This is a genomic window from Brenneria sp. hezel4-2-4, from assembly GCF_013155275.1.
In the GTDB taxonomy this organism is placed as follows: Bacteria; Pseudomonadota; Gammaproteobacteria; order Enterobacterales; family Enterobacteriaceae; genus Brenneria.
Window position 1 is genome coordinate 407640 of record NZ_JABJXS010000004.1, and the last position, 11745, is coordinate 419384.

Genomic DNA, 11745 nt, shown 5'->3' on the forward strand with positions numbered 1-11745 from the left:
TAAAAAAGGCACGGTTTCACACCGTGCCTGCCACGAAAAAACGACGTTATCCTACCTGCACCGACAACATACTCAGCGATCCCATGGCAATGCCATCGACCGGTACAGTGACGGCCTCTCTACCATCCCAGCCTCCCAGCACGTACAGCAGCGGCAGATAGTGATCGGGCGTTGGATTGGACAACGCCGCGCCTTCATGCTGCATAAAGTTTATCAGCGGATGGTTGTCTCCCTGATACGTCAGGTTATCCCGGACAAACCGACTGAATGAAACGGCCCAGGGATAGGGTTCGTCGTCGCCATCCCATTTAATCATACGCAGATTGTGCACCACGTTGCCGCTGGCGACAATCATGATGCCCTCATCCCGCAGCGCCGCCAGTTTACGGCCCAACTGATAGTGATACTCCGCCGGCTGCGTCCCATCAATACTAAGCTGCACCACCGGAATATCCGCCTGTGGATACATCTTTATCAGCACCCCCCAGGAGCCGTGATCCAATCCCCATTCGCTGCGATCCGCCGCCACCGGAATGGGCGCCAGCAGCCGTTGAATTTTTTCGGCCAGATCAGGCAAGCCTGGCGCCGGATAGCGGGTATCAAACAACGCCTGCGGAAAACCGCCGAAATCATGGATGGTGCGGGGATTTTCCATTGCCGTCACCGCCGTGCCGCGAGTATACCAGTGGGCGGAAACCGCCAGAATGGCTTTCGGACGCGGCAATGTCGCCCCTAACGCCTGCCAGGCCTGAGTGTACGGGTTATTCTCCAACACGTTCATCGGGCTACCGTGACCGAGGAACAGTGCGGGCATCCGGGCTGTGTGGTTCATAAAATATCCTTAGCAAAATGCCAGCGTCGTGCAACAGCACGTAATGAGATTACTCTACGCCCTTTGGGTGCCGGAAAAAGTCGGATATCTGTGATGAAGAACATCAATAAATTTGAAAATAATCGTTAGCGGAAAAGAAAATACCTTTGCGGACAACGCGTTACGGGCAAAAAAAACGGCCAACGCGCGAGGTGAAGCGCACGTTGGCCGTATACAAACAAGGGAGTTGACCGTTAAGCCGGGTTCTGTCGTGGACAGTCATTCATCTAGGCCAGCAATCGCTCACTGGCTCAAGCAGCCTACCCGGGTTCAGTACGGGCCGTACCATGTGAACCCCTATTTGGCCTTGCTCCGGGTGGAGTTTACCTTGCCACGGACTGTTGCCAGCCGCGCGGTGCGCTCTTACCGCACCCTTTCACCCTTACCTGTACCCGCATAAGCGGGCCATCGGCGGTTTGCTCTCTGTTGCACTTGTCGTAGGCTTGCGCCTCCCAGGCGTTACCTGGCACCCTGCCCTATGGAGCCCGGACTTTCCTCCCCTCCACCTGTCTCCCCCGAAAGGGACGGCAGTGAAGCGGCGACTGTCTGGTCAACTCCGGCGCGGATTGTATAGTGTTTTACCCTACGTGTCATCTTTCCTGCCGGTCGAGCGCATACTTATACAGCGCATTCTTCTTAACGCCGTGGATTTCCGCGGCCAGCGCGGCGGCCTTTTTCAACGGCAGCTCTTTTTGCAACAGGGACAGCGTTCGCAGAGCCTCGGCCGGCAAGGCATCAATATCCGCTTTGTGGCCTTCCACAATCAGCACCATTTCGCCCTTACGGCGATTTTCATCTTCCTTCACCCACTCCAACAGCTCGCCCACCGGCGCGCCGTGGATGGATTCCCAGGTTTTGGTGATTTCACGCGCCAGCACCACATAACGCTGTGGGCCAAGTACCACGATAATGTCCTGCAAACTATCCAATAACCGATGTGTCGACTCATAAAAAATCAGGGTTCGCGGCTCTTCCTGCAACGCGCGCAATGTATCGGTGCGCGCTTTGGTTTTCGCCGGCAAAAAGCCTTCATAGCAAAAGCGATCGGAAGGCAGTCCGGCGGCCGACAGGGCGGTAATCGCCGCACAAGCGCCCGGCAAGGGGACAACACGGATCCCGGCCTCGCGGCAGCGTCTCACCAGATGATAGCCGGGGTCGTTAATCAGCGGCGTTCCCGCATCGGAAACCAGCGCAATACTTTGTCCGGACTGCAATTTCGCCAGCAACGTGTCTGCTTTTTGCTGTTCATTGTGATCGTGTAATGCGAAAAGCCGCGCATTAATGGCAAAATGTTGTAACAGCAAACCGGTATGACGGGTATCCTCGGCGGCAATCAGATCAACATGCTGCAATACCGCCAAAGCACGTTGGGTGATATCGCCCAGATTGCCAATCGGCGTGGGGACAATGTAGAGGGTGGATGCAGAAATGTCTGCTTGTTGGTCTTGATTCATTGTTTCATCCGGGTTGCCGATTTAATATTGAGCATCTTTAAAAAAAATCACTGGATACAGTATGCTTTCCTTTCATTTCGTCCGTACCCAGGCAGGGCGCGCTATCCCTGTTTTGTTAGCGGCGCTGTTTCTTGCAGGCTGTCCGAGTCAGGCGCCGCAAAGCCCGCCGCCCGAGGTTCAAGGCCAGGCTGATGCTTCATCTGATTATTATCTGCAACAGATGCAGCAAAGCAGCGATGATAACAAGGCTGGCTGGCAATTACTTGCGATTCGTTCTCTGATACAGGAAGGCAAGGTGCCGCAGGCAAGTCAGCAGTTTAGCGCATTACCTGAAAAATTAAGCGCGGCGCAGCAACAGGAACGGCAGTTGATCAATGCTGAACTGGCCGCCGCACAGAACAACATGGACGCCGCGAACGCCGCCCTGGGCCAGTTGGACATCAATACGCTCGGCGAACAGCAGAAGCGCCGCTACTATCAAACGCAGATCAACGCCAATCAGGGGCGTCCTTCCATCACGCTGCTGCGCGCCTACATCGCCCAGGAGCCGTTGCTGCAAGGCGACGAGCGTCAATCAAATCTGGATCAGACCTGGCTGACGCTGGCGCAAATGAGCCCGCAGGAATCGGGATCGTTACTGATCAACGCCAACGAGAACACGCTGGCCGGCTGGGTGGATCTGTTGAATACCTATCAGAATAACCGCCAGTCTCCCGACCAGCTAAAAGCGGCCATTCAGGATTGGCAGACCCGCTATCCGCATCATCCGGCGGCCAAAACCCTGCCGACGCAGTTAAATCAAGTGGTGGATTTCCACCAGTCGCAGGTTAGCAGTATCGCGCTGCTGCTGCCGTTAAACGGCCAGGCCCAGGTGTTTGCCAATGCGATCCAGCAAGGGTTCAACGCGGCTAAAAACGGTCAGGCGACCATGGCGGAAACCGCGCCATCGGCCGGCGATCCTCAGCAGATGCAAAATAGTCAGCCTGCCGATGGTCTGGATGAGCAAAACGTTCAGGATGGTCAGCCTGCCGCAGAATATAGCACCGATGTTGATACCGTTGCCGCAGCCCCCGCAGAACAACATGCGCTTCCCAGTTCCTTACCGGTAAAAGTGTATGACACTTCATCTCAGCCCTTGGCGAATGTGTTGGCTCAGGCGCAACAGGACGGCGCTTCCCTGGTCGTCGGGCCGCTATTGAAAAACGAAGTGGAACAACTGGCAGGAAGCCAGTCTCCGTTGAATATTCTGGCGCTCAATCAGCCGGAACATGCGCAGAACAGCCCCAATATCTGCTACTTCGCGTTGGCGCCGGAAGATGAGGCCAGAGACGCCGCAAAGTTTATTTACCAGCAGGGTAAACAGCAGCCGTTATTACTGGTGCCGCGCGGAACCCTGGGCGATCGCATCGTCAATGCGTTTGCGCAAGCCTGGAGCCAACAAGGCGGCGGCAACCTATTGCAGCAACGCTTTGGCAGCGCCTTTGAGTTAAAACAAGCCATCAACAGCGGCGCGGGCCTAAGCCTGAGCGGCCAGCCCGTCAATATGACGCCGCCGCAACCCCAAACCGGCACAACGGTTGGCGGCTTAACCATCCCGGCGCAGGTGCCGCCGACGGTTAACGCCGCCATCAGCGGCAATATTGATGCCGTCTATATCATCGCCACCCCCGATGAACTGGCGCTGATCAAACCGATGATTGATATGCGCACCACATCGCGTTCACGTCCTGCGCTGTATGCCAGTTCCCGCAGTTTTCAAGCCGGCAGCGGCCCTGATTTCCGTCTCGAAATGGAAGGGTTGCAGTTCAGCGAGATCCCGCTACTCGCCGGGGAAAATCCGGCGCTGATGCAGCAGGTGAGCAACCAGTTCAGAAACGATTACTCGCTGGTGCGCCTGTATGCCATGGGGATGGACGCCTGGACCCTGTCCAGCCGCTTTGCTGAAATGCGTCAGATCCCCGGCCATCAGGTGGCAGGAGCGACGGGCAGGCTGAGCGCGACATCCGATTGCGTGATTAACCGGCAAATGACCTGGCTGCAATATCGTCAGGGACAGTTGGTGCCCGCATCCTGAACCGGCGGACGACAGGCGCAGATTACGAACAGCGGGCCAGACGCTATCTTGAACGCGCCGGCTTAACCTTCGCCGCCGCCAATGTCACGTTGCGCGGCGGTGAGCTGGATTTGATTATGCGCGATCGGCAAACCTGGGTGTTTGTGGAAGTCCGCTATCGGCGGAATGCCGATTTTGGCGGCGCGGCCGCCAGCGTGACCCGACAGAAACAGCGGCGGTTGCTTCATGCCGCCGCCGTCTGGCTGGCGCAACGGGACGCCAGTTTTGATACGGTGGACTGCCGTTTCGACGTGCTGGCCATTACGGATAACCAATTTTCCTGGATCCCTAACGCTTTTAACGCGCAGGAATGATAGATTTCAGCGCCGCTCCCAATAAGCATTTGCTCCGGGACGTTCAAACGCCATCGCGTTTGGTCGGACACGGCTCAAGCCCCAAATGGCGAGCAACATCGCTATAGGGACAGGCCATTAATGTATGGATTTTAATTAAAGTAGGTTAATTCAACGTGCTGGATAGAATAAAAGTTTGTTTTACCGAAAGTATTCAAACGCAGATCGCTGCTGCGGAAGCCTTACCGGATGCAATCTCGCGTGCCGCCGTGGCACTGGTGCAGAGCCTGTTGAACGGCAATAAAATTCTGTGCTGCGGTAACGGAACGTCGGCCGCCAACTCCCAGCATTTTGCCGCCAGCATGATTAATCGCTTCGAAGCCGAACGCCCCAGCTTACCGGCGATTGCACTTAATGCCGATAATGTGGTCATAACTGCGATCGCCAACGATCGGTTGCATGAAGAGATCTACGCCAAACAAGTTCGGGCGCTGGGACAAACCGGCGACGTATTACTGGCGATATCAACCCGCGGAAACAGCCGCGACATTGTAAAAGCCGTGGAAGCGGCGGTAACCCGAGATATGACTATCGTCGCCCTGACAGGTTACGATGGCGGTGAACTGGCCGGGCTGCTTGGTCCACAGGATGTGGAAATCCGCATTCCTTCACACCGTAGCGCCCGTATTCAGGAAATGCACATGCTGACGGTTAACTGCCTGTGCGATTTAATTGATAACACTTTGTTTCCACACCAGAACGATTAAGGAGCACTACATGAGGATAAGTTCTGCATTTGCCGTGTTGTCTATCGCCCTGCTACTACAAGGCTGCGTCGGCGCCGTCGTTGTCGGAAGCGCCGCGGTCGCCACCAAAAGCGCCACCGATCCCCGCACGGTGGGGACGCAGGTTGACGACGGCACACTGGAAATCCGCGTGAACAACGCCATCAGCAAAGATGCGCAATTGAAAAAAGACGCCCGCGTTGTTGTTACCGCTTATCAGGGAAAAGTGCTGCTGACGGGGCAGGCGCCCAATACAGAACTCGCAAACCGTGCTAAACAAATCGCCCTTGGCGTGGAAGGCGCAGCCGAAGTCTATAATGAAATACGACAGGGCAACCCGGTATCGCTGGGAACCGCCTCAATAGACACCTGGATCACCACCAAAGTCCGTTCGCAAATCCTGACGAGCGATACGGTGAAATCCTCCAACGTAAAAGTCACCACCGAAAATGGCGAAGTCTTCCTGTTAGGTCTGGTCACCCAACGTGAAGGCGCGTCTGCGGCTGAAATTGCCAGCAAGGTCAGCGGGGTGAAACACGTCACCACCGCATTTACCTATCTGCAATAATTTAGCCGCCCGGCAACCTCAACCGCTGATGTTTTCATCGGCGGTTTTTTATTCCTCAACCGGCGATAATAGCCAGACGGCGCGCCGGGCATCGACACTAACGCCGCCAACGTCCCCTCAACCAGCCAATCACCACGAACCCAAGCCACCCATCATCTTTATCAGGATCGCGCCGCCAGCAAGCGCTGAGGCGCGAATAATCATGGTTAGCGCCCTTGGATGGCCTCGATTGTTGCCACACATCCCCAGCGCGGCAGGATAAACAGCAGTAAGCCGCTCAACCGCATAGGCGCGTTCAGTTTAATCCGTGTGAGCGCAAAAACGCTTCGCCGCCGATCTGGCGCATCTGGCGTAAAATCCATTGCTGGCGTTGGATCACGTAACCGGACGGCGCGTTTACGCGAAAACGTATAGGATTTGGCAACACCGCCGCCAACAAAGCCGCTTCGCTGGCGGTAAGCCTGCTGGCAGACTTGTTGAAATAACGCCTTGCCGCGGCTTCCACGCCGAAAATGCCGGGGCCGAATTCAGCGACATTCAGGTAGACCGTCAGGATCCGCCGTTTGGTCCATACCAGTTCAACACCGGTGGTAATCCCGGCCTCGAGACCTTTTCGCAGCCAACTGCGGCCATCCCACAAGAACAGATTTTTCACCGTTTGCTGAGAGAGCGTAGAAGCGCCACGGATCCGCTGCGTGTTACGTTCGTTATGTTTCAGCGCCGAGTTAATGGCATCAATATCAAAACCCCAGTGTTGAGGGAATTTCTGATCCTCGGCGGCGATCACCGCCAGCGCCATCGCCGGGGCTATCTCATCCATTGAGACCCAGTCGGAATGGGCAACGTACGCAAAATCGCCGCTTAACCACGCACTAACCTGCCGGTCAACCATCACGGCGGAAAACGGGACCGGCAGAAAAGAAAACAGCAGTATACCTGCCAGCCATAGTCCCAATACCGCCAGCAGAAACCTGATGACCAGACGTTTAAGACGCATCAGCAGACCATTGCGACGGTTCGATTTCATTCAATAAAATCCAGTACGCGCGCCACCAGCTTATCAATGCCTTTGGCGGCTTCACTGATTGAGCCAGCCAGCATATAGGCGGGCGTAGTGATAATTTTATGTTCGGCATCCACCACAATATCGTCAACCGGACAAACCACGTGAATTCCGCCCATTTCCTCAATCATTTCAGCAGTATCAATATCGTTACCAATTGTAATCCTGACCGGTTCTCCCAGTAGCTTTGGCAACAATGCCGGACTGATGCAAATAAAACCAATTGGTTTATTTTGCTTATAAATTTCCTGTGTGAGTAATTTTAAAGATTCATCGACCTGACAGGCCGAACCCTGAGTGACGAAATCGCTTAAATTTTTTGCCGAGCCGAACCCGCCGGGCACAATTAACGCATCAAGCTGTTGCGCATCGGCTTCTGAAAGCGGCCGGATTTTCCCTCTGGCAATGCGGGCGGATTCGACTAAAACGTTGCGATTCTCATTGGTTACATCACCCGTCAGGTGATTGACCACATGTAATTGCGGCTTATCCGGCGCAAAGCAAACCGCTTCCGCCCCCGCCCGATCCAGTGCGAGCAGCGTCAGTACGGCTTCATGAATCTCTGAACCATCATAAACACCACACCCGCTCAGGACGATACCAACTCTTTTCATCAACTTTTCCTCCATTTCATTACATCAACTAATTGATTTTTTAATTGACAAACACTAATCTACATCACACATTTTAATGATTCTTGTAACTAACATTTCTGTATTTGCTAGTTTGTTACTTGATGAAGATGTAAATTAGTAAAGGTAAGAATATCCGCACTTGCGAGCTCACGACTCCTGATATCTAAAAATATGCAGGTGCCCGTTTTCCCTGGTGTTGGCGCATAATTCGCGCACCCCGGCTTCGGTCGGGGTCATTTTTTTACTCGCAACATCCCTGTCGCTCGCCCTACGGGCCGCCGCAAGCGGCGTTACAAATCTCTTTTGGAAATTTTTTCGGCTTCCGCCACCCAGTCCCGCAGAACCTGCACATCATGACGCCAGTCATGCTTAAGCTCTTCGATCCATTCCTGTACGTTATCCCACCAGGCCGGCAACGTCGGCGTCTGTATCTGTTGGGCGACCTGTTGCAGATGACGAAGCCCGACCGATCCCGCCGCGCCTTTGATCTTGTGTCCCTCTTCGGTAATGCCTTTCTGATCGCGCGCGGTCATATTGGAATCGAGGATCGCCAGATAGCCCGGCATCATTTGTTCGAACATATCCAGGCTTTGGTGAATCAATTTGGGTCCGACCAGATCCAGGTATTGTTCCAGCATCGCAATATCCAGCAGTTCCTCGTTAGCCATTTCATCACCTTTTTCGGTAACGGGATCGTCAGCACGGACGATTTGATGATCCCAATATTGTTTGATAACCGCCGTCAGCGCCGGCACCGACAGCGGTTTACTGAGCACGTCATCCATACCGGCGTCCAGATACTCTTTTTTATCTTTTAGTACATTGGCCGTTAACGCCACCAGCGGCGGCAGGCTCCGGTCGGCATAGCGCTCACGGATATGACGAGCCACATCCAGTCCGGTCATATCCGGCAGTTGGATGTCCAGCAACGCCAGATCAAACTCATCGGGATCGAACATATCCAGCGCTTCTTGCCCGGTCATCGCCACTTCCACGCTGCTGCCCAGTTTTTCCAGCACGGAACGCGCCACCACCACATTCAGTTCGATATCCTCCACCAGCAGCACATGCAGCGCCGGCAGCGGCATCTCATCGTCCGCATCCTGGCTGCTGACGACCTCTTCCACCCGTGGCGCGATGACCGTCAGCGTGAAGCAGGAACCTTTACCCTGAATACTGGCAACGTGGATGTCGCCCCCCATGTTTTGCGCCAGACGTTTTGAAACCGACAGGCCGATGCCCGTTCCTGTCGCCGGCTTGCCGCCATGCTGATCCTTCACCTGATAATACATGGCAAAGATTTTTTCCAGCTCATCCGCCGGGATCCCCATGCCGGAGTCCTCGACCTCAATACGCAGACAATCGCCCCGCTCATGCCATACCCGCACCACGATTTTTCCCTGCGGGGTGAATTTCACCGCATTGCTGAGCAGGTTCCACAGGATCTGCCGCAGACGTGTGCCATCGGTAATAATTTTCTGCGGCAGAGGCTGATGCAGTTCCATAATCAACTTCAGCCCTTTGGGCTGAGCCAACAACCCGCCTAAATTTTCCAGATCGGCCAGAAATCCGGTGAAATCTATCGGCTGGTTATCCAGTTGCACTTTGCGGCGTTCCTGTTTGTCCATTTCAATCACGTCGTTGAAAATATTGCCCAATGTGATCGCACTGACATGAATCGTTTTCAAATACTTTTGCTGTTCCGCATCGAGCTGGGTATCCAGCAAAATGCGGCTTAGCCCGACAATGCCATTAAGCGGCGTACGAAGCTCGTGGCTGATCGTTGAGATGAAAGTGGTCTTCTCCCTGCTGGCGTTCTCTAACGCGTCCTGGTAACGCTTACGCTCCGTTATATCGCGTCCAAATCCCATCAGCCCGTGTCGTTTGCCCATTCGATCGTAAAACGGCACCTTGCGTAGTTCAAAACAGGCTTTGCGGCCGTCGGGATACACCAGCCACTGCTCATACGTCAGCGACACGTTATGACGGAACACTTTCTCGTCCGTTTCCATCACTTTCTCGGCGATGTCCGGCGGATAAACATCCTGCGGCGTCAGGCCGACAAGCTGCTTCTGGCTTTTGCCGACCAGCAGTTCCATCGCGCGGTTGCAGCCAGAAAACTCTTTTTCTTCATTGCGGTAATAAACCAGATCGGGCGACGCATCGAGGAAAGAGCGCAGCAACGCGGACTGTTGCTCCAGCTCGACCTGCGCCTGCTCACGGCGCGCCATCTCTTCTTTCAGCTTGCTCACCACCCGCAGACGCGCTTCTTCTGATTTGATACGGTCGGCGATTTCCTGATTAAGCTGGGCGATATTTTCCTGAAGCTGTTCATTCAATTCCAGATCCCGGTGACGCATCTCCTCCAGTTTGGCGACCAGCTTCGACAGCCGCTGGCGTGATTCTTCGAGTTGCTCGACGACGACGGAAAGAAAATAAACCGCCCACGGGGTAATCAGCAGCCCGAAAAAGACCGAACGAACCACATCAATATTTTCCACTTCTCCGCTGAGCAGCAGGGTGACGGCCATCTGCACCACCATCGCCAGCAGTACCAGTACCGAAGCCAGCAGCAGTGAAAAACGGACAAGCCCCAGTTTTACCATCAAATCAACATAGTACTGAGCCAACAGGCGGATTTGCTTCATAGCGGTTTCCTTGGTTACGAACCACCGAATCATATCGTAAAACAACAATAAGTGTGGTGACGGCGCAGGAGATTCACGACATAACCTGCCGGCGTTGCACAACACGCGCATTTTGCTAAAAATATCAGCCGACTACAGCGCGCTGTACTGATAAGGCGTGCCCAATGCCGATCCCTGCACGCCGTGAAGCTGTAGATAACGCCCCAACTCTACCATGCCGGTCCAGCGATTCTCACACCATAGCGGGGCCAGCAATGTCGGGCGACGGGCGCTGGCGGAAATGCGGTGGTAGATAATCTCCGGGGGCGTATGGCGGATCATCTCACCGGCGGTTGACACATACTCATCCAGCGCCAGCTCGGATAGTCTGCCGACGCGCCAGGCTTTCGCCATAATGCTGCCTTCCACGATGTGCAACGGATGAAGCTTGATGCCTTCCACGCCGGTTTCGACCACCCGATCGAGCGTGGATAAACAACGCGGAGCATCTTCGCCCGGCAGACCGACGATAAGGTGACAACACACCTTCAGACCACGCTCGCGGGCGCGCCGGACCGTCTGTTGGTAGCAGGCGAAATCATGGCCGCGGTTAATTCGGCGCAACGTTTTATCGCAGGCGCTTTGCAGACCCAACTCCAGCCAGATTTCATAGCCCTGCTCGCGATAACCCGCGAGCAGATCCAAAACCGCGTCCGGTACGCAATCCGGCCGGGTGCCGACGCACAGCCCGACCATATCCGCCTGAGCCAGCGCCGCCTGATACATATTTTCCAACACCTTAACCTCGGCATAGGTACTGGTATAGGCCTGAAAATAAGCCAGATAACGGTTTGCGCGGTTTATCTTTCCGGACTGCGCGGCCAGTTGCCGGGCAATGCTGCGCTGCTGCATCTGCTCATCGGCAAACGAAGCGACATTACAGAACGTACAACCTCCCCGCCCCAGCGTTCCGTCCCGGTTGGGGCAGCTAAAACCGCCATGCAGCGCGAGCTTGTGTACCTTTTCTCCGTAGCGGCGTTGAAGATTTCCGCCAAACATATTGATTAATTTTTGTAATTGCATATTCTGATTAGCCCTCTTGAGGAACAGAAGCCTACTCTGTCGGCCCCTCCGTCGCGATGACATCGATCAATCCCCCCACTTCAGTCAAAGTGAATTATTATTCGCTTTTAGTGCAAATAAACTCACATTGACGCTGATTAATTTTTCTTATCCGCCCACGCGACTTCATTAAAAGATGACGAGAAAATGAAAAACAGTGGCATAAATCAAAAAACCGAGCCAAAGCAGTACAAGATTCCGAAAATCAGAAAAA

10 protein-coding genes and 1 other RNA gene are annotated in these 11745 nt (G+C 54.5%); 4 read left to right on the forward strand and 7 right to left on the reverse strand.

From position 1 onward, the window contains the following. Positions 1–46 precede the first annotated feature (46 nt). The 3 genes from ygiD to rsmI all read right to left on the reverse strand — a co-directional run bounded on the left by ygiD (position 47) and on the right by rsmI (position 2325). A complete protein-coding gene (gene ygiD, locus HOY33_RS11555) occupies positions 47–832 on the reverse strand; it encodes a 4,5-DOPA dioxygenase extradiol (RefSeq protein WP_172290349.1) in 786 nt (261 codons plus the stop codon). Between the two features lie 218 nt (positions 833–1050). Beyond that, an RNA gene (rnpB, locus tag HOY33_RS11560) (RNase P RNA component class A) lies at positions 1051–1429 on the reverse strand. Between the two features lie 32 nt (positions 1430–1461). Beyond that, positions 1462–2325, reverse strand: a complete 864-nt coding sequence (gene rsmI, locus HOY33_RS11565) for a 16S rRNA (cytidine(1402)-2'-O)-methyltransferase (protein ID WP_172290350.1) — start codon at positions 2323–2325, stop codon at positions 1462–1464. Positions 2326–2386: 61 nt separating this feature from the next. On the opposite strand from rsmI, the gene HOY33_RS11570 reads away from it, so the two are divergent. The 4 genes from HOY33_RS11570 (at position 2387) to dolP (ending at position 6084) form a co-directional block, all read left to right on the forward strand. After that, on the forward strand, positions 2387–4399 hold the full coding sequence (locus tag HOY33_RS11570; RefSeq protein WP_172290351.1) for a penicillin-binding protein activator: 2013 nt from the start codon (positions 2387–2389) through the stop codon (positions 4397–4399). Beyond that, positions 4396–4752 (forward strand): YraN family protein, encoded by a 357-nt coding sequence (locus tag HOY33_RS11575; RefSeq protein ID WP_172290433.1) that lies wholly within the window; start codon positions 4396–4398, stop codon positions 4750–4752. The genes HOY33_RS11570 and HOY33_RS11575 overlap by 4 nt, the downstream gene beginning before the upstream one ends. Positions 4753–4907: 155 nt before the next feature. Further along, entirely contained in the window at positions 4908–5498 is a 591-nt protein-coding gene (diaA, locus tag HOY33_RS11580; protein ID WP_172290352.1) for a DnaA initiator-associating protein DiaA, read from the forward strand. 10 nt (positions 5499–5508) lie between these two features. Further along, entirely contained in the window at positions 5509–6084 is a 576-nt protein-coding gene (dolP, locus tag HOY33_RS11585; protein WP_172290353.1) for a division/outer membrane stress-associated lipid-binding lipoprotein, read from the forward strand. 295 nt (positions 6085–6379) lie between these two features. Here the strand turns inward: dolP and mtgA are convergent, their stop codons facing one another. The 4 genes from mtgA to HOY33_RS11605 all read right to left on the reverse strand — a co-directional run bounded on the left by mtgA (position 6380) and on the right by HOY33_RS11605 (position 11492). Beyond that, positions 6380–7111, reverse strand: a complete 732-nt coding sequence (mtgA, locus tag HOY33_RS11590; RefSeq protein ID WP_172290354.1) for a monofunctional biosynthetic peptidoglycan transglycosylase — start codon at positions 7109–7111, stop codon at positions 6380–6382. Then, complete coding sequence (elbB, locus tag HOY33_RS11595; protein ID WP_172290355.1) at positions 7108–7761, reverse strand: isoprenoid biosynthesis glyoxalase ElbB; 654 nt, start codon at positions 7759–7761, stop codon at positions 7108–7110. The genes mtgA and elbB overlap by 4 nt, the downstream gene beginning before the upstream one ends. A 311-nt stretch (positions 7762–8072) precedes the next feature. Continuing rightward, positions 8073–10430 (reverse strand): aerobic respiration two-component sensor histidine kinase ArcB, encoded by a 2358-nt coding sequence (gene arcB / locus HOY33_RS11600; protein WP_172290356.1) that lies wholly within the window; start codon positions 10428–10430, stop codon positions 8073–8075. Positions 10431–10562: 132 nt separating this feature from the next. Further along, positions 10563–11492 (reverse strand): TIGR01212 family radical SAM protein, encoded by a 930-nt coding sequence (locus tag HOY33_RS11605; RefSeq protein ID WP_172290357.1) that lies wholly within the window; start codon positions 11490–11492, stop codon positions 10563–10565. Positions 11493–11745 lie beyond the last annotated feature (253 nt).

Coding starts and splice junctions, on each gene's coding strand:
- ygiD (WP_172290349.1), bottom strand. CDS start 832: ATGAACCACACAGCCCGGATGCCCGCACTGTTCCTCGGTCACGGTAGC.
- rsmI (WP_172290350.1), bottom strand. CDS start 2,325: ATGAATCAAGACCAACAAGCAGACATTTCTGCATCCACCCTCTACATT.
- HOY33_RS11570 (WP_172290351.1), top strand. CDS start 2,387: ATGCTTTCCTTTCATTTCGTCCGTACCCAGGCAGGGCGCGCTATCCCT.
- dolP (WP_172290353.1), top strand. CDS start 5,509: ATGAGGATAAGTTCTGCATTTGCCGTGTTGTCTATCGCCCTGCTACTA.
- mtgA (WP_172290354.1), bottom strand. CDS start 7,111: ATGAAATCGAACCGTCGCAATGGTCTGCTGATGCGTCTTAAACGTCTG.
- elbB (WP_172290355.1), bottom strand. CDS start 7,761: ATGAAAAGAGTTGGTATCGTCCTGAGCGGGTGTGGTGTTTATGATGGT.
- arcB (WP_172290356.1), bottom strand. CDS start 10,430: ATGAAGCAAATCCGCCTGTTGGCTCAGTACTATGTTGATTTGATGGTA.
- HOY33_RS11605 (WP_172290357.1), bottom strand. CDS start 11,492: ATGCAATTACAAAAATTAATCAATATGTTTGGCGGAAATCTTCAACGC.